The organism is Nonomuraea sp. NPDC049625 (genome assembly GCF_040675285.1).
GTDB classification, from domain to species: domain Bacteria; phylum Actinomycetota; class Actinomycetes; order Streptosporangiales; family Streptosporangiaceae; genus Nonomuraea; species Nonomuraea angiospora_A.
The window spans coordinates 563,392-588,066 of sequence record NZ_JBFAOQ010000001.1 but is presented as its reverse complement, the minus strand read 5'-3'; the positions used below and the strand labels follow the sequence as shown (position 1 = coordinate 588,066).

The window sequence follows — 24,675 nt, the reverse complement described above, 5'->3', positions numbered from 1 at the left end:
GCCTGGGGAAGTTACACGGACATTTCGGTGGGTTGACTGAAGAGTGCACTCCCCGGTGACCGAGGTCAAGGGACTCGGGGCAATCTCCCCGAATCGATGGAGTCGAGCACCCTCGCGGCACCGCCCAGCGCGGCCGCGTCGTGGCCCAGCGTCGAGGCGACGACCTGGCAGCCGCCGGACCCGGAGGCGATCACGCGGCCGTCCATCTCGTCCTGGACGGCGGGCAGCAGCCACGGCGCCAGCGGGACGTAGTAGCCGCCCAGGATCACCACCTCGGGATTGAGCAGGTTCGCCAGGATCGACACGCCCCTGCCCAGGCTCCGGCCCACCGACTCCAGCGTGGCCAGGGTGGCCGGGTCGCCGGCGCGGGCGAGGCGTACGGACTCCTCGATCTCCACCTGGATCTCGGCGGGAGAGGGGTCCTTGCCCAGCACGGCGCCGATCCCGGCCATGACCTCCAGGCAGCCGTGCCGCCCGCAGTGGCACTCGGGACCGTCGGGATCGAGCTGGACGTGGCCGATCTCGCCGCTGTAGCCGAGGCGGCCGCGGCGCAGCCGCCCGTCGAGGATGATCCCCGCACCGACGCCGATCTCGCCGGTGAGGTAGACGAGGTCGGAGGCCCCCGCGTGCGCGCCGAAGCGCTGCTCGGCCAGGGCGGCGAGGTTGGCGTCGTTGTCGACCTGGATCGGGAAGCCCGGGTCGCGCAGCGCCTTGGTCAGGTCGCCGCCGATGTCGGCGTCGCGCCAGCCGAGGTTGGGTGCGATGCGTACGGTGCCCTGCACGTCGACCAGCCCCGGCACGGCCACGGCCAGGCCCAGGATCTGGCGCTCCTCCTTGGCCATGCGGCTGACCACCCGCCTGATGATCGCGCCGACGCCCGCCACCCCTTGGTTGACGGACTCGCCGCCGCCGAACGAGCGCCGCCACGTCAGCAGCCGCTCCCCCGCCAGGTCGACGGCCACAGCGGACACGTAGTCGACGTTGATCTCGACCCCGATGGCGGCGTACGGCGAGCCGTCCAGCACCAGCATCGTGGCCGGCCGCCCGACCCGGTTCTCCGTCAGCCCCGTCTCACGGACCAGCCGCCGGTCGATGAGGTCCGCGACGAGACTGGAGACCGTCGCCTTGTTGAGCCCGGTGGAGGCCGCGATGTCGGCCCGCGAGCAGGGCGCGTGCTCCCGGACGAACCGGAGCACGACCGCGAGGTTGGTGGCCCGTACGTCGGCGAAGTCGGCCGGCTGAGGGCCGGTCGTAGAAGTGATCAAAATCAGCCCCGTTCCCGCCAAGAGATGACCCCAGCATGCCGCATCCCGGGCTCCCTTCACCAACAGGAGTCGATGCCGCGCAGCTTCTCATCGGCACCAACCTGTGACGTCGCGATCCCTTGTGGCCACGGTCACAGTCTACTAATTTGTTTGGTCGTAATACCAACTAATTTTAACGAGGTCATCCCCACTTGGAGAAGGGAGCGGGCCATGGCAACCAACACGTCCCGCCGCGGATTCCTCGGCCTGGTCGGTGCGAGCGTCCTGGTGGCCGGCTGCGCCGAGAAGAAGCAGCTGTCCAAGGGTACGGCCGTGGCGGCCGACAAGCTCAAGAGCCTGGTGCCCACGCGGGTGCCGTTCGAGATCCCCGGGCTCAAACCGGATCTGCCGGGCAACGAGTTCGTCGCGCCCGGTTTCCTGACCCGCCCGGCCAACATGGTGCAGGCCGTCACCACCAAGCCGCTGACCAGCGGCAAAGAGGTGACCGCGATGACGCCGCTGTGGGGGACCGTGCCGCCCGGGCCGGGCAGCAACTCCTACTACGACTACATGACCGAGCGCCTCGGCGGCGTCGTGCGCTTCAACATCTCGGACGGCAACACGTATGGGCAGAAGCTCAGCACCGTCCTGGCCAGCGGCGACGTGCCCGAGATGGTCTGCGTCCCCCAATGGGAGCTCATCAAGATCGCCCACTTCACCGAGGCGGCCAACAAGCTCTTCGCCGACCTGGGCCCTTACCTGGCCGGCGACAAGGCCAAGGAGTTCCCTCTGCTGGCCAACTACGACACGGCGGCCTGGCAGTACAGCGTCTTCGGCGGCATGCTCCAGGGCATCCCCTGGCAGAACGACCCGTTCCCGCAGGCCACGTTCGTCCGCGGGGACATTCTGAAGGACCTGGGCCTGGAGCATCCCAAGAGCGCCGACGACCTGATGACGCTCGGCAAGGCGATCACGGACCCGAAGAAGAAGCGCTGGGCGTTCGGCGGCATGGACAAGGAGGTCCAGCGCGCCTTCGGCGCTCCGCGCGAGTGGCGGAAGAAGAGCGACGGCACGCTCGAGTACAAGTACGAGACGGCCGAATGGGCCGCGCACGTCGAGTTCATGACGAAGCTCTTCTCGAACGGGTACGTCCACCCGGACGTCGTGGCCAACAAGAACGCCGACAACAAGGCCATCTTCGGCAGCGGCCAGATGATCATCTACTGGGACGGCCTCGGCGCCTGGCACGAGAACCTCGACCGCTTCCTGCCGGACGACCCCAAGTTCAAGATGGAGATCGTCAATCCCTACCCGCAGCACGCGGGCGGCACCCCCATCGTATGGCGCAACGAGCCCGCCAGTATGTTCGCCTTCATCAAGAAGGGCCTCGGGGACGCGCGCACGCGCGAGCTGCTCGCCCTGGCCAACTGGACCTCGGCGCCGTTCGGGACGCAGGAGTACGAACTGGTCTCCAACGGCGTCGAAGGCAAGCACTACACGGTCGAGAACGGCGTCATCAAGACGACGGCGCTCGGGCGCAAGGAGGTCGCGCCCACGTACCTGTTCCTGTCGGGGCGGCCCAACGCCAACGCGACGAGCCAGTACAGGGACCTCGTGCAGTCGCTCTACGACTGGGAGTCGAACGCCGCGAAGCTCCTGTCCAACGACCCGTTCGTGGGTCTCCGGGTGGAGACGCCGTCGAAGATGGCCGGGCTCGTCACGCCCATCGAGGACAAGATGCAGGAGATCTTCCGGGGCAAGCGGCCGGTCTCCGAGTGGCCGAGCGTCGTCAAGGAGTGGCAGGACCAGGGCGGGAACGAGGCCCGGGAGTTCTACATGAAGGTCGCGCGGGAGAACGGCAGGCTGTGAGACCCGTGAGAACCCGCGCAACGGTAAGAGGCTGTTCATGGGTGTGATCACGGCCAGACGGACGGCTCCGCAGCCCAGCAAGGCCGCCCCGCAGGAGATCACCTGGAGGGCCAAGCTCCGCCGGGACTGGCCGCTGCTCGTGATGAACCTGCCGATGCTCCTGCTCGTCGTCGCCTTCTGGTGGATCCCGGCCCTCGGCAACGTCATCGCGTTCCAGGACTACAACCCGTACACCGACGGGATCGCCGGCTCCCCGATCATCGGCTTCACCAACTTCGGGCTGCTCCTCCAGGACCCCCAGTTCCTGCGCGCCATCGCGAACACCCTGTCCATCACGGCCTTCCAGCTCGTCTTCTACTTCCCCGTGCCGATCATGCTGGCGCTGCTGCTCAACAGCATCGTCTCGGCCCGGCTGAGGGCGTTCGTGCAGGGCGTGGTCTACATGCCGTTCTTCTTCTCCTGGGTGCTGGTCATCGCCATCTTCCAGCAGATGTTCGGCGGGGCGGGGCTGCTGGCCCAGATCCTGCGGGAGCGCGGCCACGAGGGCGTCGACTGGATGACGAACTCCGACACGTTCATCCTACTGATCACGTCCCAGACCGTCTGGAAGGACGCCGGCTGGGGGGCGATCATCTTCCTCGCCGCCCTCAGCACCATCGACCCCAACCTGTACGAGGCCGCCGCCGTGGACGGGGCCCGCCGCTGGCGTCGCATGTGGCACATCACGCTGCCCGGGCTGCGTCCGGTGATCGTGCTCCTGCTGATCCTGCGGCTCGGGGACGCGCTGAACGTCGGGTTCGAGCAGTTCATGCTGCAGCGCAGCGCCGTCGGCAGCGCGGCGTCCGAGGTCTTCGACACGTTCGTGTACTGGTCGGGCCTGCGTACCGGGGACCTGGGGTACGGGGCGGCGGCCGGGCTGTTCAAGGGCCTGGTCGGGCTGCTGCTCATCGTGGCGGCCAACCGGGTCGCGCACGCGTTCGGCGAGCGAGGGGTGTATTCGCGATCATGACCGTACTCACCTCCCGTAAGCCCTCCCGGCTCGCGCCGTGGGAGGAACGCCCCTCGCCGTTCGGCCAGTTCGGCAAGGGCTCGCTGATCACCCTGGTCGTCGTGGTGGTGCTCGGCCCTCTGTACACCATCGTCCTGACCAGCCTCAGCTCGGCCGCCACGGTCAACCGGGCGGGCGGGCTGGTGCTGGTGCCGGAAGGGATCACGTTCGAGGCGTACGAGCAGATCTTCTCCGACACGGTCGTCAGCAGGGCCGTCCTGGTCAGCACGGGCGTCACGGTGGTCGGGACGCTCCTCAGCGCCGGCGTGAGCATCCTGGGCGCGTACTCGCTGTCGCGCCCGGGCTCGTTCCTCCACCGCCCGCTGCTGTTCAGCGTGCTGCTGATGTTCGTCTTCTTCCCCGGCATCATCCCGGTCTACCTGATGGTCAGCGGCCTGGGCCTGAAGGACAGCTACTGGTCGCTGATCCTGCCGACGGCCGTCTCGGCGTTCAACGTGGTGGTGCTGCGCTCGTTCTTCATGAGCATCCCGGGAGAGGTCCTGGACAGCGCCCGCATCGACGGGGCGGGCGAGTTCCGCATCCTGTGGCGCATCGTCCTGCCCATGTCGAAGGCGGTCACGGCCGTCGTGGCGATGTTCTACGCGGTCGGCTACTGGAACGCCTGGTTCAACGCGATGCTCTACATCGACGACACCAGGAAGTGGCCGCTGGCGTTGATCCTGCGCCAGTACGTGGTGGACTCCAACCCGTTGCCCAGCGCCACGGCAGGCGTGACCGGCGACGCCCCGCCGACACTCGCCATCAAAATGGCCATCGTGGTCATCGCGGTGATCCCCGCCTTGATCATCTACCCCTTCGTCCAACGCCACTTCACCAAGGGCGTGATCGTGGGCGCCATCAAGGGCTGACAAGCAAGGCCTTCCACGAGGGGGCGCTGCGCGCCTTGGGATTCCAGGCAGAGCCTCCCAAGAGGGCTCCGCCCCCTTTCGATCCCCCAACCCCCGCTCGCTTCGCTCGCCGGCGCCCACCCGTTGCCCGGTTACGGGGTGGGCCTGCTGGAGCCCGCCCCGAGCGGCCCTCGCTAACGCTCGGACGCGTCCATCGGGGTCTCGCGGCTTTCGCCACGAGCCCCCGGGCGAGAGGACTTCCCAGCCCTCTCGCGCTCTCCCGGGCATTGGCCCGCATGAATTGCAGGGCGTTACCGGATGTCCCGGCCCTGGAGTCGTACTGGACCGAGCGGCGTCGCAAGGGACCCCCTCCACCGGTCGACGGCACGGCCGTGCGCCTGCTTCAGACCCAGCACGGTCGCTGTCCGGCCTGTGGAGGACTCCTGCTGCACGCCGACCACCCGCCGAGAAGCCCCCAGGAATGGGAGGCATGGCGGGCCATCATCAGGAAGGCGATCTCCAAGCAGTACGTCGCGTTCCTGGGCGGGAGCACGCCGGGCGATCAACGAATCCGACTTCTCCACACCCATTGTCGACGGCGGACGGGGCCGCCGAGCTGACGCATCTTCTCCGGCCCGCGAGCCCTCGGGGCTTGCTTGAGCCGTGTGCGGTGAACAGCTGCTTGCACGGTTCTGAGGTAGCGGGGACGCAGCGATGCGTCCCCGCTACCCGACTCGAGCGCCACGACCGGATGGCCCGGGTCCGGCAAGCGAGACGGGAAGGTGGACGAGAGGAACCAGCGCTGTCACGCCCCTTAAGTTTCCCGCCGGCTCGAAATCCGGTGGATCTGGGCTGGATCGCGGTGCGCGCCCGTCCCCTCATCACGGGGCGGGGAACTCCTGGGCCGGTATTGAGGTCGCCGGTCGGGAGGCCACGGTGAAGGTCTGCGGCGTAGCCGTGGGGAAACCGCAGGGGTAGAGCTGGCCACCTGTTCCTGGAACCCCTGGTCAAGGCAGCGTTCGTGCTGGTTCCTTTAGGGTCGCGGGTGGGCGCGGAGCCCTTCGCAGATGATCGAAATCATGCGCTGCCGTGCAGTGTCGTCGATGCCGTCGCGTTCACGGGCCAGGCAGCCGACGACCAGCGCCTTGACGTCAGCGGCATCAACGTCCTGGCGTACCGCGCCGGCTTCTTGCGCCCTGGCGAGCAGACCGTCCAGGGCATTCCCGAAGTCCCGGCTCGCGGCCGATGCGGCGGCTTGGATGTCGAAACCTGCGTTGCTGAGCGCGTCGCCGACTGAGTGGTCGGCTGCGCCTTCTTCCACCAGGACCGCGAAGAAGGTGAAGAACGCGGTGGCCGGGTCGTTGTCGGCGGCGAGTTCGTCGGCCCGCTGGACGAGTTGCCCGATGCGGTTGAGTACGACGGCCCTGAACAGCGCGTCTTTGGTCGGGAAGTGCCTGCTGAAGGTGCCGGTGCTAACGCCCGCTCGCCGTGCGATCTCACGCACGGAAACGGAGGCGCCGTGTTCGGCGAAGGCGGCGAAGGCGGCCTCCAGAAGCCGCGCCTGGTTGCGACGACCGTCGGCGCGCTGGCGCCTGACCGGGCTCAACGTGGCCTGCTCATCTGTCGCGCCCGATCCTGGCTCGCCTGAGTATCGTTCCTGTGCCATTGACGCCGATCATAGACACCGCGCTGCCCATCGACGGCGCCCACCGTCGATGGGCAGCCCAGCTATATCTGGACGGGCAAGGAAGCGGCGATCTCGTACTGCGTGATCTCGATGCTGAGTACGGCTGGGGTGGGCTGCGCCGGTCGGGCCATCGCTGCCAGGTGGGCTGAGAGGTGTTCCTTGGACTCCCACCGCTCGTACACGTTGACGCGGCCGGGTTCGACAGGATCGGCGGCTACTACGTAGTCCAGGCATCCCGGTTCAGCTCGCGCCTGTCGCAGAGACGCTTCCAAACCCGCGAGCAACGCTTCGCGGTGCTGCGGCTCGACGTAGCCCTTGCCTGCGACGATCAACATGTTCGACCTCCGTTTTGCGTGGCGTTGCACGGCACGATAACACTTAAGCGGGACAGGCGTCCCGTATAATTGTGGCGTACCACCCCAGAGAGGCGACACCATGCATCTGGCCATCTTCGGCGCAACCGGTCGTACCGGTCGCGTTGTCCTCGATCAGGCTCTGGAACGTGGACATCAGGTAACCGCCCTGAGCAGGAGCCCGGCGACGATCCCGCAGCACGAACGCCTCCGCGTGGTGACCGGTGACGTGCGCGACTTCGCGCCCGTCGCGCAGACCATCGAGGATGCGCACGCCGTTGTCAGCACCCTCGGCAGGCAGCGACGCGGACCAGCGATCTGCACCGAAGGAATCCGCACGATCCTGTCGGCAATCGCCGCCGGCCGACCGCGCCGGCTCCTCATTCTCAGCAACTACGGCGTCGCCGAAAGCCGTCACCGCAGCCTCTACGTCGCCGTCTCCTGGCTCTTGGAACGGTCAGTGCTGCGCGACAAAGAACACATGGAAGCCCTGGTACGACCCAGCGAGACCGAGTGGACCCTGGTCCGGGCGCCGATCCTGACCAGCGGACCGCGGACCGGCCGCTACCGTACCGGTTCGGACCTCCGGCTGACTTTCACCTCCAAGGTGTCCCGCGCGGACATCGCCGAGTTCATGCTGTCCGAACTCGAAGACAACACCTACCTACGCCAAGGCGTCGCCATCACGTCCTGAAACAGACCCCCGGGGGCGCACAAGTGTGCACTCGACGAGCGCGGCGAACGGATCGTGGTGTTCCTTACGGACCTGTCCGATCGTGCGGCCCAGGCGGAGACGTCCAGCGGCAGCCCTCAAAAGGATTCACCCCTCGAATACGCCCAGCTGTCCGAGCGGTCAGGTGACTGCCTCGTCAGCTCCGCTCAACTCCTGGATTCGTTCGACTTCGAGTACGAGCTTGCCGGTGGTCCGGCCGGACTCGATGCGGCGGTGGGCCTGCGCGGCCTGCTCCAGCCGGAGCGACTCGACCTGCACCCGAAGCTCCCCGCCGGCGGCCGCGGCCACAGCCCGACGCAGCGCCCGGCCTGCTTCCGCGGGGAAAGCGGCGGAGAAGGCCGCCAGGTTGAACCCGGACACCGTCTTGTTGGTGAACCACAGTTCGTTGGCCGAGATCCCGACATCTTCGGCGCCGGAGGCGTTGCCCATCACCACCATCCGGCCCATCGGCGCGAGCAGGTCCAGGCTGCCGCGCCGGGCCGGACCGCCGACCATGTCCACCACGACGTCGAACCGACCGGCCTCGGCCACCTGGTCGCGCAGGACGACCTCGTCGTAGCCGAACGCCTTGGCGGTCTCGATCTTGGCGGGGCTGCCCACGGTGCCCACCACGCGGCCCGCGCCCAGCAACCGGGCGGCCTGGCCGAGCTGGCTGCCCACGCCTCCGGCGGCGGCGTGCACGAGCACGCTTTCCCCGGGTTCGATGCGGGCCACCCGGTCGAGCACGAGGAACGCGGTGGTGCTGTTGGAGGGCAGCGCCGCCGCGATGCCCAGCCCCAGGTCGTGGCCGTCCAACGGGGCCACCAGGTCCGCGGAGGTGACCACCGCCTCCGCGTAGCCGCCGCTGTCGACGATCGTCAGGGCGGCGACCGACTGGCCCACGCGCAGGCCCTCGACGCCGGGGCCGAGCGCCCGGATGCGGCCGGACACCTCGATGCCGGGTACGAAGGGCAGCGGTACGTCCACCACGCCCTGCCGGTAGAGGATCTCGGCGAAGTTCGCGCCCGCGTAGGCCACGTCGATGGAGACCTGCCCAGGCCCGGGCTCGGGGAGCTTGACCTCGTCGAGGCGGAGGACGTCCGCGCTGCCGAATTCGGGGATCGTGATTGCCTTCATGCCGTCCATCGTGGTGGGACGGCTTTCGGTAAGGCAGTGTCGGCTCATCCTGGGTGTGCCACCACCAGGCTCTCCACCTTCGCCTTGGTGTCGGTGTCGGGATGCGGCGTGTGCAGCACCACGTTGAGGTCCGTACGATCCGGCAGCCGGAACAGCGAGTACTCGAAGACGAGGTCCCCGGCTTCGGGATGGGTGATCGCCTTGATCCCCTGGGAGCGGGAGCGGACATCCGGCCGGGCCCACAACTCGGCGAACTCCGCACTGGCGCCGCACAGCTCTTCGGCGATCTGCCCGAAGAGCGGATCGTCGTGATAGCGGGCCGCGCTGGCACGGAAGTCGGCCACCATGTCCGGGGCGAACTCGTGCCATGCGGTGAACCTGCCGCGGTAGATCGGATGGGTGAAGAAGGCCACCATGCAGTTGCGGACCTCGCCGTCGAATCCGAACACCCACCTGGCCGCGTCGTTCATCGCCACCAGGTTGTAGTGCCGATCCAGCACGTGCGCCGGGTTGGGCATCCAGGCGTCCAGCACCGCGCGCAGCTGCTCGCTCACCGGCGCGCCCGGCCGGCCCGTGGGGTCCGGCGGGTTCAGCCCGGCGAGCACGTACAGGTGGGCCCGCTCCGCCTCGTCGAGCTGCAGCGCGCGGGCGACCGCGTCCAGCACGGCGTCGGAGACCTTGATGTCGCGTCCCTGCTCCAGCCAGGTGTACCAGGACACTCCCACCCCGGCGAGCACCGCCACCTCTTCCCGGCGCAGTCCCGGAGTGCGGCGGCGCCCTCCGGCGGGCATTCCGGCGTCGGCGGGGGTGAGAGCCTCCCGCTTGCCACGCAGGAACTCTTTGAGCTGGTCACGGCGGCCTTGGCTGGCAGTCACCAACACACCATAGGCGACCATAGACCGCCACCCCTCCTACTCGACTCCTACTCGACGACGGGGCGCACGTCCACGCTGCCGTAGCGGGCGGTGGGAATCTTCTCCGCCCACGAGGTGGCGGCGTTGATGTCCGCGACGTCGACGACGTACAGGCCGGCGACGATGGCCCCGGACGTCGGCGCGACCCCGTCGTCCACGACCGCGGCGCCGTCGCGCACGCTCACCGTCCGGCCGCTGCTGGCCTCGTGGAAGCCGGCCTCGTACGCGAGGACGCCGGCCTCTCGCACCTCCTTGTCATAGGCGAACCAGTCCGGCACCTCTCCCTCGGCCGGGCCCGTCGCGGCGGGGTCGTACTGGTAGATGAGGGCGAACTTGGGCATGGTCCCGCTCCTGTGCCAACTGAGGTGGGTAGGTGGTTGCACGCTATGGGAGATTCACTGCCCGGACTTGTACAGAAGCGACAGGGGCTCGTCCGGGTCCGGATGCTGCAGCTCGGTCGCCGTACGGCCCATGAACCGGGTGAGCGAGCGGGCAAGATGCGGCTGGTCGTAGTAGCCGAGCCGGTGCACCACGTCCAGCGGCGCGACGCCCTCGCCGAGGAGCATGGCCGCCTCCCGGGCGCGCTCGATCTGCCGGATCGCCCCCTGCGTCAGCCCGGTGGCGGCGACCACCCGGCGCTGCACCGAGCGGGCGCTCAGCCGCGGGGCGTCGTCGCCCGCGACGACGTCGGTCACCAGCGGGTCGCGCATCAGGATGCCGGAACGCACGAGCCGGTCCACGAAGACCTCGGCGTTGTCGAAGCCCGGCAGCTCCCACTCCTCCCCCTGCAGCACGAACGTGTCCGAGGTCACGTGCGGGGACAGCACGGCGGAGTCGACCAGGCCCTGGACGGGCAGGTGCGGCATGGCCGCGCCGTGGGCGAAGATGATCCCGAACGCGGACCCATCGGGGCTCATGTCCACCGTGGTCGGCCTGGTCTCCGGCCCGCGGATCGCGACGTGCGCGCGCCCGCAGTGCTCCCAGATCACCAGCTCCCAGTTGGAGTTGGCGACCGAGTGCATCCGCTTGACCGGGGAGACGCCCTTGCTGCGGTAGACCCGCTCGATATAGGGCGAGTCCGACGTCCGGTCCTCGTTCTCCATCACCATCGCGCCTCCCCCCGCCGGTCATCATTCTCGCCAGATCGCCGGAGAACGCGCCACTCAGGCGGGGAGGGGGTCCTGGCCGAGCAGGCGGTGGCCGTTCTCGGCGGAGGCGCGTACGGCGGCGAAGCCGTAGGCGGTCATCGCGGACTCGTACTCGGCCAGCGCCTGGAGGAGCGGCCGGCCCGCGGCGGCCGCGCCGAGGGCGGCGGTGAGCGCGCTCGCGTCGCGCAGGGCGGTGTTCGCGCCGATCCCGCCCGCGGGGCTCATCGCGTGGATGGCGTCCCCGAGCAGCGTGACGTTGGTGGCCGGCCAGGGCTCGATCGGCACGCTGGTACGGAGCACCAGGGCGAAGACCGTGGAGGTGTCCCAGTGGTCGATGATCGCCCGGACCCGGGGGTGCCAGTCCTCGATCGCCCGCAGGGTCAGGGCGCGCAGTTCGGTCCCCGGCATGGCGCGCAGTTCGTCGTCGGGTGGCAGGAGCTCGCGGCGGGCGCCGAAGGAGCAGGTCATGTAGTCCTGGGTGACGCCTAAGCCGGCCGGCACGGGCTCGGGGAACTCCACCGGGGCGACGCCGACGAAGCTGCCGTCCGGGCCGATGATCGGGGTGAACACGGCAAACATGTCGTCCAGGAACAGCTCGCGGGTCCGCGCCGTGAGCGGCACCTTGCCGTACAGCTGCCGCAGGCCCGTGTCCACCACGCGCGCGTGCGGCAGATACTGCCTGCGCACCGGGGAGTTGACGCCGTCCGCCGCCACGAGCACGTCGCCGGTCGCGGTGCTGCCGTCGGCGAAGTACGCGGTGACCCGGCCGTCGGCGCCGGTGCGGTAGTGCGTGAACCGCTTGCCGAACCGGACCGTGTCCGTCAGGCCGGAGAGCAGGATCCGCCGCAGCGTCAGCCGGTCGACCGCCAGGTGCACGCCACCGTCGGACGGCTCCAGGACCGTGAGCCGCTCGAGCCGGTGGTCGAAGACAGGCGTGCTGGTACGCGGCCGTCCGGCCGTGGCGCGGAACAACCGGTGCAGCCGCTCGGGCAGGTTCGCGGCCAGGGCCCCGTCGCCGTGCTCGTCGATGTGGATGCGGTAGCCCTGCTGCCGCGAGGTCAGGGTTTCGTCGCTCTCGTACACGGCGACGCTGATGTTCTTCTGCCGGAGCCCCTGTGCGAGGCACAGCCCGCCCAGCCCCGCACCGATGACGATCACATGCATGTCCCGCAGTCCTCTCGTCGACCCTCCCTAGCAGTGCGAGGGAAACCCTAACATCGCTAGGGATTGCCTTGCACTGCTAGATTGGTGCGTGGCAGACGGAGGAGTTCGCGCATGGCACGTCAAGATCCCGGCTTTCCCGGCGGCATCGAGGAGACCGAGCCGAGGCTGGACCGCGTCCAGATCGCCCAGGCGGCCCTCGATCTCCTGGACGAACAGGGCTTCGACGCGTTCAGCATGCGCAAGCTCGCCGTGGCGCTCGACATCAAGTCGCCGTCGCTCTACTGGCATGTACGCAGCAAGGACGAGCTGTTCGACCTGCTGATCGACGTGGTCCTGGGCAAGTGCCAGCTGCCGGCCGACGACGACGGCCCCTGGACCGAGCGGCTGGCCGGCATCGGGCTCGAACTCCGGCAGGTCCTCCTCGCCCACCCCGCGGCCACCCGGCTCCTGCCGGGCAGGGTGCCCTTCGGGCCGAACGGGCTGCGGCTGGCCGACCACATCATCGGCATCCTGCGCCAGGCCGGGTTCGACAACCGGCTGTCGAGCTACGGCTACCTGCTGCTGCTGTTCTACGTCACCGGTTTCGCCGGCCAGGAGATCGCCTTCGGCAAGGGCCCCGACAACCCCGCCCGCCTCGCCCAGATCACCCGTTTCCTGCGCGAGCTGCCCGCCGACCGCTATCCCCACGTGACGGCCGTGGCGGACGAGCTCACCGGCACCCCCGGCCTCACCCGCCGCTTCGAGCTGGGCCTGGCCGGGATCCTCAACGAGCTGGACCGCGAACGCCGTGAATGACCGCGGAAGACGAAGACCTGGCCATTTGCGGCCAGGTCGTCATCAGGTCTGAACTACGCCTCGCTCAACGGCGACGGCGGCTGCGGCGGCGGTTGGAACGGCTGCTGCTGTCGCTGTTGATCCTCTTCTTCGGCCCCAGCGGATTGGGCCCAGGAGGCTCCATGGCCACGGGCAAGATCCTCGCAGCTGACATGTAGCGCGGGAAGATCATGATTCGCTCCTTTCGAGAATGCGACGGAGCGGTCGAGGGACTGGAGCGCACATCCCCAACCAGCTATTCGGACATACCCCTCATGCAGCCACATTACCCCGCAAAGCATTCCCCGGCTCTGACGCGTCCGAAGCATGAGCCTTGAGAGCCCTTGGGGCGTTCAGCCCGCTGCAATCCGATTGCATGGCCGGTTAAAAATACTCCCAAATGTCAAAGTCTGCGGAGGGGGATGCGACGGATGCGGTTCGCGGTGCTGGGGCCTGTGCGCCTCTGGCGGGGAGACGTCGAGCTGAACTCCGGTCCCCCGCAGCAACGAGCCCTGCTCGCCCTCCTGCTGGCGTACGCGGGACGGCCCGTGAGCCTGGACGAGATGGTCGACGTCCTCTGGGGACAGGACCCGCCGTCCAGCTCGATCAACGTCGTCCACAGGTACGTGGGCAACCTGCGCAGGTTGCTGGAGCCGGGGCTGCCGCCCAGGGCGGAGGGCGATTGGCTGCTCCGGGGCGCGGGCGGCTACCGACTGAAGGCCGACGCCGGCACGCTCGACCTGCTGCGCTTCCGCCACCTGGCCGGACAGGCCCGCTCGGCCGCCCCGGCGGAGGCGGTGGAGCTGTACGCGGAGGCGCTGGCCGTATGGCAGGGGGAGGCGGCGGCGGGCATTCCGGCCGAGGTGCGGTCCCTGCCCGTGTTCGCCGCTCTGGAGCAGGAGCGGATCATGGTCGCCCTGGAGGCGGCCGACGTGGCGCTGGAGTACGGCGGGATGGTCGGGCTGCTGCCCGCGCTGAGGGCGGCGGCCACCCGGCATCCGCTGGACGAGCGGCTCCAGGCCAGGCTGGTGCTCGGCCTGGCCACCACCGGCCGCCAGGCCGAGGCGCTGGACACCTGGCAGGCGGTCCGGGACGAGCTCGCCGAGGAGCTGGGCGTCGAACCGGGCCAGGAGTTGCGCGCCGCCCAGCAGCGCGTACTGACCGAGCCCGCCGACGGGCTCGCGACGGACACGGCGGACACGGTGGTGCGGCCCGCGCAGCTGCCCGCCGATCTCGCCGTCTTCGCGGGCAGGCGGGCCGACCTGGCCAAGGCCCTCGCCCTGCTCGACGGCGACGCGCTGAGAACGGTCGTGATCAGCGCCATCGGCGGCATGGCGGGCGTCGGCAAGACGACGCTGGCGGTTCACTGGGCACACCAGGTGGCCCACCGCTTCCCGGACGGCCAGCTGTACGTGAACCTGCGCGGCTTCGACCGCCAGGGGTCCGCCATGGACCCCGCCGAGGCCCTGAGGAGCTTCCTGGAGGCGCTCGGCGTGCCGCCGCACCGGATCCCGGTCGCGGTGGACGTGCAGGTCGGGCTGTACCGGAGCCTGCTGGCCAAGCGCCGGGTGCTGATCCTGCTGGACAACGCCCGCGACGCCGAGCAGGTACGCCCGCTGCTGCCCAGCAGCCCCGGCTGCCTGGTGCTGATCACCAGCAGGGACCGGTTGCCGGGCCTGCTGGCGACGGAGGGGGCGCTGCCGATGACGCTGGACCTGTTCCCGGCCGAGGACGCCCGGGAGTCGCTGGCCCGGCGGCTCGGCGAGGAGCGCCTCGCGCGGGAGCCGCAGGCGGTGGACGAGATCGTCGAACGGTGCGGCGGCCTGCCGCTGGCCCTGGCCGTGGTGGCCGCCCGCGCCGCCGCCAACCCGGCCTTCCCGCTGTCCGCGATCGCCGCCGAGCTGCGCGGGACGCCCGCGACGCTGGACGCCTTCGCGGACGGCGATCCGGCCGTCGACGTGCGGGCGGTGTTCTCGTGGTCGTACCGGTCGCTCAGCACGGAGGCGGCCCGCCTGTTCCGGCTGCTGGCGCTGCATCCGGGACCTGATATCAGTGCCGGGGCGGCCGCCGCCCTCGCGGGTGAGCCCGTACGGCGTGCGCTGAGCGAGCTGACCAGGGCCAGCCTGCTCACCGAGCACGCCCCCGGCCGGTACGCCGCGCACGATCTGCTGCGCGCGTACGCGACCGAGCTCGTGGCGGACTCCGAGGACGATCGGGACGCGGCCATGGGACGGCTGCTCGACCACTACACGCAGCAGGCGCACGGGGCCTGCAGGAAGTTCGCGCCGTTCTGGGTACGGCCGGAGCTGGGCCGGCCCGTGCCGGAGTTCGATGACGACCGGCAGGCGCTGGCCTGGTTCACGGCCGAGCACCCCGTGCTGATGTCCGTGGTGGAGCTGGCGGCCCAGGGCGGGTTCGACACGCACAGCTGGCAACTGGCCTGGGCGCTGGAGCGCTTCCTCGACCAGCAGGGTCACTGGCGCGACTGCGCGACCGTACAGCGCCATGGACTCGCCGCCGCCCAGAGGCTGGGGCACCGGGCCGCGCAGGCGCACCTGCATCGGGCGCTGGCCCGCGCCTCCGCGCGCCTTGGGGACTATCACGTGGCCTGGCCCGGCATCCGGCGTTCGCTGGAGCTGCACGAGGAGCTGGGCGACCTGGCCGGGCTGGCCACCGCCCACCGCAGCCACGCGTGGCTGCTCGACCAGGTCGGCCGGTACGAGGAGTCGATCCAGCAGGCCGAACGGGCACTCGCCCTGTACGCGGCCACCGGCAACCCCGCCGGCGAGGCCAGCATGCTGCACGCGCTCGCCTGGACCCACATCAGGCTGGACCAGGACTGCCGGGCCGCCACGTACCTCCAGGACGCCTTGATCAAGCTGAACGGCCTGAGCAACCGCTACGGCGACGCGGGCGTCCTGGACGGCCTCGGCTACGCCCTGCACCGGATGGGCGACTACGACCGGGCCATCGTCTACTACCGGCACGCCCTGACCCTCTACCGGGACGTCGGCGACCGCTACAACGAGATCGGCACCCTGCGCCACCTCGGCGACAGCCACCGCGAGGCCGGCGACCATGACGCGGCCCGGGACTCCTGGCAACATGCCCTGGACCTGGTCGACGAGGTCGTCGATCCGTCGACGGCCGACGAGATCCGCTACAAGCTCCTCTGCCTCGACATGCCCGACCTGGTGGGCGCCGAGAGAGGCGTCAGACGCTCCTGCCGCGGCGGCCCCTGACCACGCGCCCGGCGCGTCAGCCCCGCTTGTTGTAGAGGTGGAGGGCGAGCGGCGCGCACACCGCGGCGATGGCAGCGGTCGCGATGAGCGACCAGACGAGAGATCCGCCGGTGCCGGCGGCGTTGTTCATCAGGCCCCTGGCCGCGGCGGCGACGTGGCTGAGCGGGTTGACCTCGACGAAGGCCTGGAGCCAGCCGGGCATGGTGCCGGGCTGGACGAAGATGTTGCTGGCGAACGACAGTGGCATCAGCACGACGTTGGCGATGCTGATGACGACGGCCGGATCGGGCACGAGCAGGGCGACCGTGGCCCACAACAAGGACAGGGAGAGCCCGAAGGCGACGATCAGGGCTACGGCGGCGAGCACGCCGGGTGCGCCACCTTCGGGCCGGTAGCCCATGATCAGCCCGAGGACCACCACGATGCCGGAGGCGAACAGGTAGCGGGCGGCATCGCTGAGCAGGCCACCGAGCACGAAGGCGCCGCGCCAGACGGACAGCGAACGGAAGCGGTCGAAGGCTCCGGTGGTCACGTCCTTGGCGAGCCGGGCACCGCCGTACATGGTGACGATGGCGATGCTCATGCTCAGCGTGCCGGGCAGGAGGAAGGTGAGGTAGTCGCCGGTCGAGCCGCTGACGGCGCCGCCGAACAGGTAGGTGAACAGCACGGTGAACAGGATCGGGATGGCGATCGAGTCCACGAGCTGTTTGGGGTCGTGCTTGATCTTGAGCATGGCTCGCCGGCCGAAGGTCGCGGAGGCGGCCAGCGCCCCGGCGCGGCGGTGTTGCCGGCCGGTGGCGAGCAGGATGTCGATCGGGGAGGTCCGCGCCGCGGCGGGGCGCGTGACGGCGGCCGGGGTGCTCATGCGTTCACGTCCTGGTGGTCGGTGGTGGCTGGGTGGCCGGTCAGGGCGAGGAAGGCCTCGTCCAGGCTGGGCTGGCCGAGAGCGACCTCGGCGACGCCCACCCGGGCGTCGGCGAGCCGGGTCATGGCGTGTCCGACCAGCCGGCTCACGTCTGTCGCGTCGGCCGGGGTGGCGAGCAGCATGGACAGGGAGAGCGGGTCGGCGGCGAGACGGACCGTCCCGTTCAGGGCGGCGGCCAGGATCTGCCGCGCTCGCGGACGCTGCTCGCCGTCGAGGAGCCGGACGCGCAGGGTGCCCGAGCCGACCCGGGATTTGAGCTGGGCGCTGGTGCCTTCGGCCACGACCCGGCCGCGGTCGATGACCACGATCTGCTCGGCGAGCTGGTCGGCCTCCTCGAGGTATTGGGTGGTGAGCAGCACCGTGGTGCCGGCCGCGGCGATCTGGCGGACCAGCTCCCAGACCTGGGTACGGCTGCGCGGATCGAGCCCGGTGGTCGGCTCGTCGAGGAACAGCAGGTCGGGGGTCACGATCAGGCTGGCCGCGATGTCCAGCCGGCGGCGCGTCCCGCCGGAGTATCCGCCCACCGGGCGGCCGGCCGCGCCGGTCAGGTCGAAGGCGGCCAGCAGGTCGTCGGCTCGCTGCCTGCCGGCGGCGCGGGGCAGGCCGTGGAGGCGGGCGAGGACGGTCAGGTTCTCGTACCCGGTCAGGTCCTCGTCCAGGGCGGCGAACTGGCCGGTCACGGCCACCCGGGCGCGGATCGCGTCCCGGTCGACGATCACGTCGTGGCCGAGGACGCGGGCGGTGCCGCCGTCGGGCCGGGTCAAGGTGGCCAGGATGCGGATCGTGGTGGTCTTGCCCGCCCCGTTGGGGCCCAGGAACCCGAACACCTGACCGCGCCGGACCGTGAGGTCGATCCCGTCCAGTGCCCGGTTCTCGCCGTAGACCTTGACCAGGCCGTACGCCTCGATCGCCGGCTGCTCCTCAACCGCGCTTTTCTTTGACATGCCGTAAGACTTATTTATCTCTTACAGATTGTCAAGGTTATGCCGAGCCGATACCATCGCTGCGATGGCCGACACACTCGACCCCGCCAGGCCCGCCCGCCGTCGCCGGTCCGACGCCCGGCGCAGCATCGACGCGATCCTCAACGCGGCCCGCATCGCGCTCGGCGAGCGACCCGACGCCAGCATGGAAGAGATCGCCACCGCGGCGAACGTCAGCCGCCAGACCGTCTACGCGCACTTCCCCTCACGCGACGCCCTCATCGACGCCCTCATCGAGACGGCGGCCGCCGAATACTCCGCCCTGCTCGACGCCGCCGGCCTCGAGACCGCGCCGCCCGCCGACGCGCTGGCCCAGTTCCTCGACGCCGGCTGGCGGTTCCTGAGCCGCTACCCCCTCCTGCTCGACCCCACCACGACCTCCGTCCACCGGCCCAAGAGCAACGACCCCCACGACGTCGTGCCACCGCGCCTCGAACGGCTCATCCGGCGAGGCCAGGACACGGGCGACCTCGACCCGGCACCCCCGGCCGCCTGGCTCGCCGCCGCCGTTATCGGACTCCAGCACGCCGCCGCGGCGGAACTCGCCGACGGCCGCCTCACCGCCGATGAGGCGGCGGCTCTCTGCCTGGAAAGCACGCTGCGCCTCTGCGTCCGGCCGCCCGCGAGCCGCTAGGACGGGTGCGGTGGGTCGGTTCCGTACGGCGGATGGGCCGTGGAACCGGACTCCGGTCGGCAAGCCGTGTGACCATTCCCGCCCCGGTCGCGTCTGCATGTGACGTGACAATCGAAACCGTTCGGGGGGCGACATCATCGAGGAGCTGTACCGCGAGCACTGGCCGCTCGTGTGCGGGTTCCTCCTGCGCAGGACCCGCGATCCGCATCTCGCCGAGGACCTGGCGCAGGAGACGTTCATCAAGGCGACCAGGGCGCTGCTCGGCTGGCGCGGGGAGAACGCGGCGGCCTGGCTCCTCACGATCGCGCGCAACACCCTGCTGGATCACGTCCGCAGGAGCCGCCGCGAACTGGCCCTCCCGAACCCCGACGAACTGGGCGTACCACCGCTGCACGTGGAATCGCTGGACGTGCGCGACGCGCTCGAGCGACTGCCCGAGCAGCAGTGCCGGCTGCTCAAACTGGTCTACTTCGAAGGCTTCTCGATGGTGGAAGTCGCCGCGATGACCGGCAGGTCCCACAACTCGATCAAGACCGCGGTGTGGCGGGCGAGGGCCGCCTTCGCCGACCTTTACCAGGAGAGCCCATGAACATGCCCGAGATGCCTGATATGCCAGACCTGCCGGACTTCGACCCCAAGCGCACCCGGCGCGCGGTGCGGCGGGGGCTGTTCCGGACGGTCGCCATCGTCCTGGCCGTGCTGGCGCTGCTCGCGGTGGCCGCGACCGAGGGCTCGTCCCTGGTGCAGACCCGCGGCGACCGGGAACAGCGCATGCAGGCCGTGCTCGGCACCGCCTTCCAGATCTACAACCCGGCCTATGCGGTGACGATCGGCTCCTGCTGCCAGACCACGCCCGTCTCGATGTCGTTCGAGGTGGCCGCGCGTCCCCTGGGGCCGGTCGGGGCCTGGCCGGTCGGGAGCGAGTCGTACACGCTCAGCCAGGACTTCTTCGGCCGCGTGGGCCGCCTGCCGCTGGGCCACACCGCCAACACCAGGCTTTCCCAGTCCCTGTTCGACCTCGGCACCACCCTGACGACCAAGGACGAGGTGCGCGCGGTGCTCGCCCGGCTGCCCGCCGACCTCAGCGCGCTGGCGGTGGTGGAGTTCGAGCAGCCGCTCGGCGAGGCCGAGCTGAAGGCGTTCGTGAAGCAGTACGGCACCTGCGCCGAACGGGTCGTGTACGAGCGCAGACCCGGCTCCCTCCCGATCACCTGGAGCTTCGACTACTTGGCCGACGCGACGGACCTCGGCAAGGGCGGCGACATGACGGATGAGGCGTGCGGCGGCAGCCTGCCACGGTTCCGCAAATGGACCGGCCTGCTGCGTGACCACGACAACGCCAACCTGCGCTCCTTCGACCTGTCCCTGGACCGGCTGCGCAAGGCGGCCTCGGCCGGGCTCGCCTACGGCTATGTGGACCAGCTCAGCTCGGTCCGCGAGCTGCGGGAGCTGATCAAGGACCCGAAGGTGCGCACGATCCGCCTGGCCGGCGTGGCGTTCGACCTGGACCGGGCCCGCCCCTAGAACCTGGATCGAGGTCGATCGGACTTCGTGACGGGGGCCGGTCAGCTCTCCCCGAGAAGCTGCCCGCGTCAGCCATGCGATCGCCGTCTCCGACGAGGACGCCCCGATCGCACCGAGCGCCGGCCACCGCATGCGGTGCGGCACGGACTCGTCGAACGCGGTCCGGGCGAGAGCGGCGATCAACTCCTCCGACTCGTTGCCTCCGGGCGGCAGCAGCTCAAGAAGATGGGCCGCGGCGTCACAGGCGCCTTCGAGGACCTCGGCGGTGTCGGCGGCGAGCCGGTTCTCTCCGGCTCCGACACTGCCGCTGCGTCCTGGTAGGTTATAGGTCAATCACTAACTTAGGAGTCGATATGACAGCCGAGAAAGACGACGCCGACCGCCGCGCCGCTGCCCAGCACACCGTGGCCGAGCATCTGCGCCTTACCGCCGCAGGACGCACGGACGAATGGGTGACGCTGTTCGCCCCGGACGCGGTGCTCGAGTTCCCGTTCGCGCCGGTCGGCGTGCCCCGACGGGTAACGGGGCGGGACGCACTGTTCGCGCACATGAGCAGCTTTCCCGAGACCTTCGACGTCGAGTTCGTCGACCTGGTGTTCCACGAGACGGTCGATCCGAGTCTCGTGATCGCCGAGTTCCGCTCGACGGGCACGGCACGGCCGACCGGCAAGCCGTACGAGCAGACGTGCATCTCCGTCGTCCGGACCGATGACGACGCGCTCATCACCCACTACCTGGACTACTGGAACCCGCTGGTGGCGATCGAGGCACTCACGCCCCACGACGTGCCGTCCGACCCTGACCTCAGCGTGACTTTTGGAGGCTGAGAAGAGCCATGTTTAACTGATGCCCATGCCCGCCGCCGGCACCAGCACCAAGAGCGACGAACGACGTCTGGCCATCATGGCCGCCGCGATCGATTGCTTCGCCCAGAAGGGCTTCTACGGTACGACGACGCACGAGATAGCCGAACGGGTCGGCATCTCTCAGCCGTATCTCTATCGCCTGTACCCGAACAAGGAAGCGCTGTTCGCGGCGGCGGTCGACCACGTGTCCGTCGTGATGAACGAAACGCTGGTCGCGCACTCGTCGGCGCCGGGTGGTGCCGGGCCGGCGCCCGAGGCGGCGTTGGATGCGGCGCGCGGCGCCTACGCCGCGCTCGTCGCGGACCGGACCATCCTGCGTTTCCTCATGCACGCGAACTGTGCCGCCGGCGAGCCGCTGGTAGGACAGGCCGTGCGTCGGTGCTACGCCAAGCAGGTTGACACCGTTCGGCAACTGCTGGGCGACGACGACGCCGTGCGGCACTGGTTCGGCGCCGGGATGCTCGACAACGTGGTCGCCGTGCTGGGTCTGGCCGACATCGACGAGCCGTGGGCGCAGGTCCTCGCCGCTCGATGACCCGGCACCGGAGGATACGCCCCGCGCCGACTGGCCCGGCGGTCCCGCCACACCCTCATGCGGTCCTGGAGCCCTAAGAGCTGGGATCTTCAGCCGTCGCCGGCAGATGATGGCGCGGCCGAGGGACACGAGGGCCTGGTGGATGTCGTCGCGGATCTCCCAGCGGATACGCAAGCGACGGAACCAGCGCGAGCGTGCCGGCCCGGGACCGGGAGCGAGCGGGGGTTGAGGGGGATCGAAAGGGGGCGCTGGCTGGAATCCCGTGGCGCGCAGCGCCCCCCTCGTGGAAGGCCTTGCTTACGCCGGGGTGCAGGTGAGGGTTGCGGGTGGGGTGTTGGCGCCGGTGAAGGTGCCGGTGAAGCCGAACGACGTCGTCCCGTTCGGGGCCAGGGTGCCGTTGTAGCCGGCGTTGACGACGCTCACGTTGGCGCCCGTCTGGGTCGGGGTGCCGCTCCAGAGCTGGCCGATCTTCTGGTCACCCGGCCAGGTCCAGGTCACCTTCCAGCCCGTGATCTGCGCCGCGCCCGTGTTCTTGACGGTGACCTCCGCCTGGAAGCCGCCCGACCACTCGTTCACTCCCTTGTACGTCGCCGCGCAGCCCGACCCCGTGGTGGGGGTGACGGTCGGGGTCACGGTTGGCGTGACGGTGGGGGTGACCGTCGGGGTCACGGTGGGCGTGACGGTTACCGGCGGGCCCGTGCGGTCGCCGTACAGGATGCCGCGGCCGTTGGTGCCGACGTAGACGCGCCCGTACACCCTGGGGTCGCCCGTCAGGGCCTCTCCCATGTTGCCCCACTGGTGCTTGTCGTCGTTGATGCGCGCCCAGTTCGCCCCGGCGTCGTCCGAGCGGTACAGGCCCGTGACGCCGCCGATCGTGGCCACCGCGAAGATCGCCATGTACGTGCCGCCGGGCGCCGCCTTGCCGAAGCCGACGTTCACCGAATTGGTGATGCCCGACAGCTTCGTGAAGGACGCGCCGCTGTCGGTGGAGTGCCACAGGCCGCCGTCGCCGGCCAGCCACAGGTCGCCCTCCTTGCCCGGCACCGCCTTGATCTTGCCGCTGGTGGGCAGGCCCGAGGCGGCGGTGGCGGTGAAGGTCGCGCCGCCGTTGGTGCTGACGTAGAGGCGCCCGCCGTTGAAGCCGTAGAACTTCATGGCGTTGACGCGGTCCGACTCCACGATCGCCCCCGTGGGCAGGCCGGACGCCTGCTGCCAGGAGTTGCCGTACCCCACCGAGTAGACCGGCGTGACACCCTTGGGCGCCCAGACGAAGCGGGAGCCGTCGGCGGCGGCCGCCACCGTGCCGCCCTCGTCGATGCCGCCCGGCTCCGTGCCCTGGAACCAGTTGGCGCCGCCGTCCGTGGAGAAGGCCACGTGGCTGTCGTTCGGGCGGTCGGAGTCCTTGAAGCTGCCCGCCCGGACCAGGATCGACGGGGACTTCTCGGCGTAGTCCAGGCTGGTGGTCGTGGTGAAGACCGGGGCCGTGAACATCGTCGACGGCACGGCGTCCAGGTTCGTGTGGCGGAAGCCGCCGATGTCGCCCAGGGCGCTGACCAGGGACGCGCCGCTCGGCGGACTGATCAGGTCCAGGACGGCCGTCTCCTCCAGGCCCTTGGCCATGGGCTTGATGGTGAACTGGGTGTTCGAGTCCCACTTGGCCAGGTCCTCGGTGCCGTAGATCGTGGCGCCGGTGCCGTACATCATCCTGTTGGAGTCGAGCGGGTCGATCTCCAGGGACTCCGTCATCCAGCCGAGCTTGGGCGTGACCTCAGGGGGCTGCGGGTTGGCGCCGAAGGTCAGCCACGGGTTCTCCGAGATGTCCTGCTTGTAGCGGAAGCTGCGGTTCGGGTACGAGGTCCAGTCCCACACGCGGGTCCAGGTCGCGCCGGAGTCCGTGGACCGGAAGAAGATCACGTCCGGCCACCAGGAGATCTGCGTGGCCACCATGATCGTGCCCGGCTTCTGCCGGTCGATGGTCAGGCCGCTGTAGCCGAAGTAGTCGTCGGAGCTGGACGACGGGATGGGGCTGATCTGGGTCCAGGTGCCGGTCGCGGTGGCGTAGCGCCACACGTCGCCCTTGGCGCCGTCGTACGGGCCGCCGGTGTCGCTCGTCGTGATGTAGAGGTAGCCGTTGGTGGTGTCCAGCACGCCCTTGTGGGCGAGGTAGCCGGTCGGCTGGCCGGCCACGCGCGACCAGGTGACGCCCGCGTCGGTGGTGCGGTAGACGGTGTTCTCCTTGTCGGCGACGCCCACGTAGATGGTCTTGGTGGCGGTGCCCTTGGTGGACGAGCGCGGGTCGTAGGTCACCCAGACCACGCCCGGCTTGTGGCTGAGGTAGCCGTTGGAGTCGTTCGGGTCCTGGGCGTAGTTGCCCGGGTTCGGGAAGCTGGCCACCTTCGCCCAGGTGGCGCCGTAGTCGGTGCTGCGCCAGAGCCCGTTGCCGTTGGGGGTGCCGAAGTAGAGGACGCTGTTGTTGTTCGGGTCCACCGACAGCGCCTCGCCCATGCCGCGGCCGGGCATGTTCCCGCCCAGTTTGAAGGGCAGCGGGGTGACCTGCCAGTTGTCGCCCTTGTCCGTCGAACGCAGGATCGCGCCGTTGTTGGGGTCCCAGCTGTTGGTGTACATGCCGACGGCGGCGTACACCCGGTTGGTCTGCACGGGGTCGGTGGCGAGGCTGATCACGCCGTTGTAGCCCCACTTGTCCCAGCCGGCCCAGTCCAGCAACGGGGTCCAGGACTTGGTGGACTGGCTCCACCGGTACGCCCCGCCGATGTCGGTGCGGGCGTAGATGAGGTTCTTCTCCGTGGGGTTGAAGATGATGCCGGGTACGAAGCCGCCGCCGTCGATCCTGACGTTCTTGTACGCGTACGGATCCGAGGCGACGGCCGAGACCGGCGACATCCGCACGACAGCCGCCACGAGCAGCACGGCGGCGACCGTGAACATGACCAATAACCTTCTTCGCATGCGCGGCTCTCCCTTTCCAGGCACGCCAGCAGGCGCCCCAAAGGCTTCAGATGACCGCCATG

Annotated in this window: 22 protein-coding genes; 11 read left to right on the top strand and 11 right to left on the bottom strand. The window is 69.8% G+C overall.

The window, feature by feature from the left end:
- Positions 1 to 65: 65 nt before the first annotated feature.
- On the bottom strand, positions 66 to 1,265 hold the full coding sequence (locus AB0J87_RS02950) for an ROK family transcriptional regulator (RefSeq protein WP_363962373.1): 1,200 nt from the start codon (positions 1,263 to 1,265) through the stop codon (positions 66 to 68).
- 210 nt (positions 1,266 to 1,475) lie between these two features.
- On the opposite strand from AB0J87_RS02950, the gene AB0J87_RS02945 reads away from it, so the two are divergent.
- Genes AB0J87_RS02945 through AB0J87_RS02935 form a run of 3 tightly spaced genes read left to right on the top strand, consistent with a single transcriptional unit; the run spans position 1,476 to position 5,030 of the window.
- Positions 1,476 to 3,113 carry an extracellular solute-binding protein gene (locus AB0J87_RS02945; RefSeq protein ID WP_363962372.1) on the top strand — a complete coding sequence of 546 codons (1,638 nt, stop codon included), beginning with the start codon at positions 1,476 to 1,478 and terminating at the stop codon, positions 3,111 to 3,113.
- Positions 3,114 to 3,150: 37 nt separating this feature from the next.
- A complete protein-coding gene (locus AB0J87_RS02940) occupies positions 3,151 to 4,122 on the top strand; it encodes an ABC transporter permease subunit (protein ID WP_363962371.1) in 972 nt (323 codons plus the stop codon).
- Positions 4,119 to 5,030: a carbohydrate ABC transporter permease gene (locus tag AB0J87_RS02935; RefSeq protein WP_363962370.1), complete on the top strand. Its 912-nt coding sequence runs from the start codon at positions 4,119 to 4,121 to the stop codon at positions 5,028 to 5,030. The genes AB0J87_RS02940 and AB0J87_RS02935 overlap by 4 nt, the downstream gene beginning before the upstream one ends.
- A gap of 1,012 nt (positions 5,031 to 6,042) precedes the next feature.
- On the opposite strand, the gene AB0J87_RS02930 is transcribed toward AB0J87_RS02935, so the two are convergent.
- Complete coding sequence (locus AB0J87_RS02930; RefSeq protein WP_363962369.1) at positions 6,043 to 6,675, bottom strand: helix-turn-helix domain-containing protein; 633 nt, start codon at positions 6,673 to 6,675, stop codon at positions 6,043 to 6,045.
- A 62-nt stretch (positions 6,676 to 6,737) separates the two neighbouring features.
- On the bottom strand, positions 6,738 to 7,031 hold the full coding sequence (locus AB0J87_RS02925) for an antibiotic biosynthesis monooxygenase (RefSeq protein WP_363962368.1): 294 nt from the start codon (positions 7,029 to 7,031) through the stop codon (positions 6,738 to 6,740).
- A gap of 100 nt (positions 7,032 to 7,131) precedes the next feature.
- Between AB0J87_RS02925 and AB0J87_RS02920 the strand changes: the two genes are divergently transcribed.
- The gene (locus AB0J87_RS02920) at positions 7,132 to 7,743 is read left to right on the top strand and encodes an NAD(P)H-binding protein (protein ID WP_363962367.1); all 612 of its coding nucleotides are present in this window, start codon (positions 7,132 to 7,134) and stop codon (positions 7,741 to 7,743) included.
- Between the two features lie 159 nt (positions 7,744 to 7,902).
- Here AB0J87_RS02920 and AB0J87_RS02915 read toward each other — a convergent pair whose 3' ends face one another.
- Genes AB0J87_RS02915 through AB0J87_RS02895 form a run of 5 tightly spaced genes read right to left on the bottom strand, consistent with a single transcriptional unit; the run spans position 7,903 to position 12,124 of the window.
- Positions 7,903 to 8,898, bottom strand: a complete 996-nt coding sequence (locus AB0J87_RS02915; protein ID WP_363962366.1) for a zinc-binding dehydrogenase — start codon at positions 8,896 to 8,898, stop codon at positions 7,903 to 7,905.
- A 44-nt stretch (positions 8,899 to 8,942) separates the two neighbouring features.
- A complete protein-coding gene (locus tag AB0J87_RS02910; protein WP_355190557.1) occupies positions 8,943 to 9,773 on the bottom strand; it encodes a helix-turn-helix transcriptional regulator in 831 nt (276 codons plus the stop codon).
- Between the two features lie 47 nt (positions 9,774 to 9,820).
- On the bottom strand, positions 9,821 to 10,153 hold the full coding sequence (locus tag AB0J87_RS02905; protein WP_363962365.1) for a YciI family protein: 333 nt from the start codon (positions 10,151 to 10,153) through the stop codon (positions 9,821 to 9,823).
- Positions 10,154 to 10,207: 54 nt separating this feature from the next.
- The gene (locus AB0J87_RS02900) at positions 10,208 to 10,921 is read right to left on the bottom strand and encodes a helix-turn-helix domain-containing protein (RefSeq protein ID WP_363962364.1); all 714 of its coding nucleotides are present in this window, start codon (positions 10,919 to 10,921) and stop codon (positions 10,208 to 10,210) included.
- A gap of 54 nt (positions 10,922 to 10,975) precedes the next feature.
- The gene (locus tag AB0J87_RS02895) at positions 10,976 to 12,124 is read right to left on the bottom strand and encodes an NAD(P)/FAD-dependent oxidoreductase (protein ID WP_363962363.1); all 1,149 of its coding nucleotides are present in this window, start codon (positions 12,122 to 12,124) and stop codon (positions 10,976 to 10,978) included.
- A gap of 111 nt (positions 12,125 to 12,235) precedes the next feature.
- Here AB0J87_RS02895 and AB0J87_RS02890 point away from each other — a divergent pair, with 111 nt between their 5' ends.
- Both AB0J87_RS02890 and AB0J87_RS02885 read left to right on the top strand, forming a co-directional pair.
- Positions 12,236 to 12,919, top strand: a complete 684-nt coding sequence (locus AB0J87_RS02890; protein ID WP_363962362.1) for a TetR/AcrR family transcriptional regulator C-terminal domain-containing protein — start codon at positions 12,236 to 12,238, stop codon at positions 12,917 to 12,919.
- A 449-nt stretch (positions 12,920 to 13,368) separates the two neighbouring features.
- Positions 13,369 to 16,179, top strand: a complete 2,811-nt coding sequence (locus tag AB0J87_RS02885; RefSeq protein ID WP_363962361.1) for a BTAD domain-containing putative transcriptional regulator — start codon at positions 13,369 to 13,371, stop codon at positions 16,177 to 16,179.
- 16 nt (positions 16,180 to 16,195) lie between these two features.
- On the opposite strand, the gene AB0J87_RS02880 is transcribed toward AB0J87_RS02885, so the two are convergent.
- Positions 16,196 to 17,044, bottom strand: coding sequence for an ABC transporter permease (locus tag AB0J87_RS02880; protein ID WP_363962360.1), 849 nt, complete (start codon positions 17,042 to 17,044; stop codon positions 16,196 to 16,198).
- On the bottom strand, positions 17,041 to 18,048 hold the full coding sequence (locus AB0J87_RS02875) for an ATP-binding cassette domain-containing protein (RefSeq protein WP_363962359.1): 1,008 nt from the start codon (positions 18,046 to 18,048) through the stop codon (positions 17,041 to 17,043). Before AB0J87_RS02875 ends, AB0J87_RS02880 begins: the two co-directional genes overlap by 4 nt.
- A 64-nt stretch (positions 18,049 to 18,112) precedes the next feature.
- Between AB0J87_RS02875 and AB0J87_RS02870 the strand changes: the two genes are divergently transcribed.
- The 5 genes from AB0J87_RS02870 (at position 18,113) to AB0J87_RS02850 (ending at position 21,646) form a co-directional block, all read left to right on the top strand.
- Positions 18,113 to 18,721, top strand: coding sequence for a TetR/AcrR family transcriptional regulator (locus tag AB0J87_RS02870; RefSeq protein ID WP_363962358.1), 609 nt, complete (start codon positions 18,113 to 18,115; stop codon positions 18,719 to 18,721).
- A 133-nt stretch (positions 18,722 to 18,854) separates the two neighbouring features.
- On the top strand, positions 18,855 to 19,310 hold the full coding sequence (locus AB0J87_RS02865) for an RNA polymerase sigma factor (RefSeq protein ID WP_363963095.1): 456 nt from the start codon (positions 18,855 to 18,857) through the stop codon (positions 19,308 to 19,310).
- Between the two features lie 11 nt (positions 19,311 to 19,321).
- Positions 19,322 to 20,245, top strand: coding sequence for a hypothetical protein (locus AB0J87_RS02860; RefSeq protein WP_363962357.1), 924 nt, complete (start codon positions 19,322 to 19,324; stop codon positions 20,243 to 20,245).
- Between the two features lie 353 nt (positions 20,246 to 20,598).
- The gene (locus tag AB0J87_RS02855; RefSeq protein ID WP_363962356.1) at positions 20,599 to 21,072 is read left to right on the top strand and encodes a nuclear transport factor 2 family protein; all 474 of its coding nucleotides are present in this window, start codon (positions 20,599 to 20,601) and stop codon (positions 21,070 to 21,072) included.
- A 19-nt stretch (positions 21,073 to 21,091) separates the two neighbouring features.
- A complete protein-coding gene (locus tag AB0J87_RS02850; protein ID WP_363962355.1) occupies positions 21,092 to 21,646 on the top strand; it encodes a TetR/AcrR family transcriptional regulator in 555 nt (184 codons plus the stop codon).
- A gap of 297 nt (positions 21,647 to 21,943) precedes the next feature.
- Here AB0J87_RS02850 and AB0J87_RS02845 read toward each other — a convergent pair whose 3' ends face one another.
- The gene (locus tag AB0J87_RS02845; protein WP_363962354.1) at positions 21,944 to 24,592 is read right to left on the bottom strand and encodes a cellulose binding domain-containing protein; all 2,649 of its coding nucleotides are present in this window, start codon (positions 24,590 to 24,592) and stop codon (positions 21,944 to 21,946) included.
- Positions 24,593 to 24,675 lie beyond the last annotated feature (83 nt).